Here is a 4,264-nt window from a genome sequence, read left to right as displayed (position 1 = left end):
CATCTGCAGTGGCGTTTTTGTTTATACGCTTTTCATTATCAGCTAAGGCATAGCCATTAATTACGCCTTAGCTTGGAGATAAGAGCGACAGAGAAGCTAGATTATGCCTGTTGGCGTGCTAGCTTAACTTCTTCTTCTTTCTCACCAGCTGCCGGGTCATTGAAGCGAGACTCATCAAGAGAACCTTCAGACTTAGCAACGATGATAGTTACGGCACTATCACCTGTGATGTTTACAGCGGTACGAATCATATCAAGAAGGCGGTCAACACCCATGATTAGAGCAATACCTTCAAGCGGTAGACCAACTTGGTTCAATACCATCGCTAGCATAACAAGACCAACACCAGGAACACCTGCGGTACCCACAGAAGCCAGTGTCGCTGTTAGGATCACCATTAGGTAATCACCCATAGTCAGGTCGATGTTGTACGCTTGTGCGATAAACGCCGTTGCAACACCCTGCATGATAGCAGTACCGTCCATGTTGACAGTTGCGCCTAGTGGAACTGTGAACGAAGCGACTTTGTTGTCTACGCCCATGCGGTTTTTAGCCGTTTCCATTGTCACTGGAATCGTTGCGTTTGAAGATGCTGTTGAGAATGCAAACATGATTGCATCTTCCATCTTACGTAGGAACGTAATTGGGCTAAGGCCTGTAAACCCTTTAAGCATCGCACTGTAAGTTACTAAACCGTGTAACAGTAGAGTACCAGCTAACACTAAGAAATATTCCGCTAGGTTCCAAATTGCGCTTAAACCAAGGCCAGAGAACAGCTTCGCCATCAAGAAGAACACACCGTAAGGCGCAAGGTTCATCAGCAGCGCAACCAGTTTCATGATTACTTCGTTCAAATCAGAGAAAACCGCAGCGATACGCTCACCTGGTTTACCCGCTGCACTGATTGCAATACCAAACAACACAGCAAATACGATAACTTGTAGCGTTTTGCCCTCAGCCATCGCCTGAATAGGGTTGGTCGGGAACATGTCGATGATGACTTGGCCCAAAGAAGGAGCATCAGCTGATTTGAAAGAGCTCGCAGCAGTAAGATCCGCACCCGCTCCAGGTTGGAACAGGTTACCGATAGTCAATGCTAGAGTGATAGCAACGGCTGTAGTACCGATATAAAGTGCAAGCGTTTTGCCACCCATACGGCCAAGAGTTGATAAATCTTTAAGAGAGCTTGTACCGCACACGAGTGAAACGAAGACGAGTGGTACAACAAGCATTTTTAAACTGGCGACAAAGATCTGTCCGCCTACTTCAAAGAGTCCGTTAACGATGTAGTTGTTAACAAATTCGCTGTCTGCAAAAAGGGATTGAATGGCAAATCCCGTTAATATGCCCACGACCATGCCGAGGATAACTCGACCAGTTAGAGACATAGGTTTCTTGGTATTCATTTAGAACACTCCTTATTATTTATAACTTTGATACCTTTCCAAAGTGAGCAGGAGATTAGCAGTCGGTTGTTTAAATCGAAAAACAAAAAATGAGTTTGGAATTACAGATGTGATCATAATCACTGATAATCGTTCAAATAAAACAAATTAAAACAAAATAATTCACCATTCATTTACATTTATCGAGTGTTTTATACAAAAAATCGTCGTTCTGAAGGTAATAAATAAGATAAGAGGATTTTGTTATAGATGTTTGCTTATTACATTGACTGCGCAAATGGCGGTGTTTCAAAAAGTTTGGCGCAGAGAACCGATTTTTAATTCAAGTGCTCGTTAAATGACTGTATTGAAATGGTTTCTTTTAACTGCAGGTTAACGGCTCGTCAGCTCGTCTTTACAAAACTTTACGAATGCAAAGAATGTAAATTTAATGCAAATAGTAATAGTTATCACTTATATTCCCCCTCGAAATAATTCAGTGGTTCCGGAAACGGTCTAACGGACACATCGAATAAATAACAAAGTGTTCGTCTAAAAGAATAAAAGTGGAGAAAAGGACATGTTTTCAAAAAAGCCATTGGCTTTAGTGATCGGCGCAGTATTAGCTTCACCAGCAGTATTGGCAGAAGCAGTAAAAACTGACGAGCATATGGTTGTTGAAGGTCGTGATTACGGTTATAAAGCCGACACGAATACAACAGCAATGCGCATGGAGGCGACTCAATTAGAGACTCCAGGACAAGTTACGATTATCAGTGAACAAATCATTGATGAGCAACGCGCAAGCACGCTTGGCGAAGTATTAAAAAATGATGCGTCAATTTCAGCGGGTTCTAAATCAACAAACCGTGAGCGCTTCAACCTACGTGGTTTCTCTCTAGGAAGCAGTTCTGGTTACTTGCGCGATGGCGTTCAACACTGGTCTCATTACCGTCAACCGGTAGAACTACTAGAACGTGTTGAAGTACTAAAAGGTCCTGCAGGTTTGCTCTACGGTAAATCAGCACCTGGTGGCCTTGTTAACATGGTTGCTAAGAAGCCTACGTATGAAACTCAAGTTAGCGTAAGCCAAGACATTGGTTCTGACAGCTACACACGTACTACCGCTGATGTAAGCGGTTCATTGAACGATGATCAAACTCTACGTGCCCGTCTTATTGTTTCACAAGAAAACCAAGACTCTTACCGCACACGTTTTGACGGCACAGATGTAGAGACTGACCGCTTTGTTGGTGGCCTATTTGTTGATTACGATATCAACGAAGATGTGATGCTATCTGCGCATTACGACCGTACTCAAGAGTTGGGTGATCTAGATAACGGCTCAAAGATTGATACGAAAACAGGTAAAGCGATTACCCCAAATACGGTTAATGACCAACGCTTCGCACAAACAGACAACGACGTAGCAAACTACGGTGTGGCTGTTACAGCAAACTTGAGCGATACATGGGCAGTTAAATCGGGTATCAGTCGTCAGTTTTACGAACGTCGCCGTACTGAATCAGATAACGTTATTGATTCAAAGAAAGACAGAAAAACCAAGAAAACACTAGGTTATGGTTACAAAGTGTCAGACCGTCATGATGAGTGGACGTTTGATACGGCTTACGTGGATTTTACTGGTGATGTTGATGCATTTGGTGTGAATCACCGTCTGTTGGTGGGTGCAAATGGGTTGCACTACGATTACAAGCGCCTGTACGTATCAGACTATGCTTGTTTTAACGCTTCAGAAGCAGACACAATGAAAGAGTGTGGCAAAGGCTTTGATATGCCTGCAGACATTCACTATAACAACGATGATTCAGTATCACACTCGAAGAGCCAACACTACGGTCTATATCTTCAAGATTTAGTGACGTTCAATGAGCAGTGGCAAGCACTTGCTGGTGTTCGTTTCGCTTACGATGATACGACGAGCAGTTCTGGTAAAGAAGAGAGCTACAATAACATCCTACCTAAGTTCGGTGCGATTTACTCTCCGGCGCCAAACGGTTCTATTTACGCGGTTTACTCTGAAAGTTTTGAACCTGTAAGTGAGATTTCTGATAAAGATGATGTGAACTTCGGCCAGTCTCAAGATGCGAAGAAAGGTACACTTTATGAGCTAGGCTCAAAGTGGGAACTGTTTGATGAGCGTTTATTCGTATCAGGAGCAGTATTCCAGATCACACAAACGAACATGCAAGTTACAGAAGACCTTCCTGCATCTCATGCAAAAGATACTCGTACTACACAGGTGGGTGAGCAAGTTCACACTGGTGTGGAGCTAGCTGCGACGGGCTACGTGACGGATGCGTTCTCTGTAAGTGCATCAACAATGTTCTTAGATGCTGAATATAAGAATGACCCTGCTCTTAATGGTAAAACACCAGCAGACGTTCCTGAATTTACTGCAAGCATCTGGTCTACTTACGCATTCAACAACGGTACTGATGTAAACCTAGGTGTGTATCACGTAGGTGAGCGTTACACTGAAAGTGCTAACACGTTTAAGAAAGACGCTTACACTCGTGTAGATGCTGGTGTTGCACATACGATTAAGTACGATGAAAACTTAGACTTTGTTGCACGCTTTAATGTAGAGAACTTATTCGATACAGATTACCTAGAAGGCGGCAGCACTCGCGGCGTTGTTGTTGGCGAAGGTCGTAACTACATGGCTACGTTACAGGTAAAATACTAATTTGTTAGTAGGGTACTATTGGTAGCTTAAATATTAAGGGGAAGGTTTCGACTTTCCCCTTTCTTGATTCTGCTATTTAGTAAAAATACCCCTAGCAATGCGAGTGGTTTTTAATGATAATGAGACTGCTTATCAATAAAACTCATTTGTTCTTCTTCTAAAGTAAATG

2 protein-coding genes are annotated in these 4,264 nt (G+C 42.8%); one reads left to right on the top strand and one right to left on the bottom strand.

The window, feature by feature from the left end:
* Nucleotides 1–101 precede the first annotated feature (101 nt).
* Nucleotides 102–1,406, bottom strand: coding sequence for a dicarboxylate/amino acid:cation symporter (locus AB4232_RS22005; protein ID WP_372088012.1), 1,305 nt, complete (start codon nucleotides 1,404–1,406; stop codon nucleotides 102–104).
* A 559-nt stretch (nucleotides 1,407–1,965) separates the two neighbouring features.
* On the opposite strand from AB4232_RS22005, the gene AB4232_RS22000 reads away from it, so the two are divergent.
* Nucleotides 1,966–4,095 (top strand): TonB-dependent siderophore receptor, encoded by a 2,130-nt coding sequence (locus tag AB4232_RS22000; protein ID WP_017102101.1) that lies wholly within the window; start codon nucleotides 1,966–1,968, stop codon nucleotides 4,093–4,095.
* The last annotated feature ends 169 nt before the right edge of the window (nucleotides 4,096–4,264 follow it).

It is taken from the genome of Vibrio sp. 10N.286.46.A8 (assembly GCF_041470165.1).
Taxonomy (GTDB): Bacteria; Pseudomonadota; Gammaproteobacteria; order Enterobacterales; family Vibrionaceae; genus Vibrio; species Vibrio tasmaniensis_A.
Note: the sequence above shows the minus strand (reverse complement) of the source record. Positions and strands in the feature narration are given on the sequence as shown.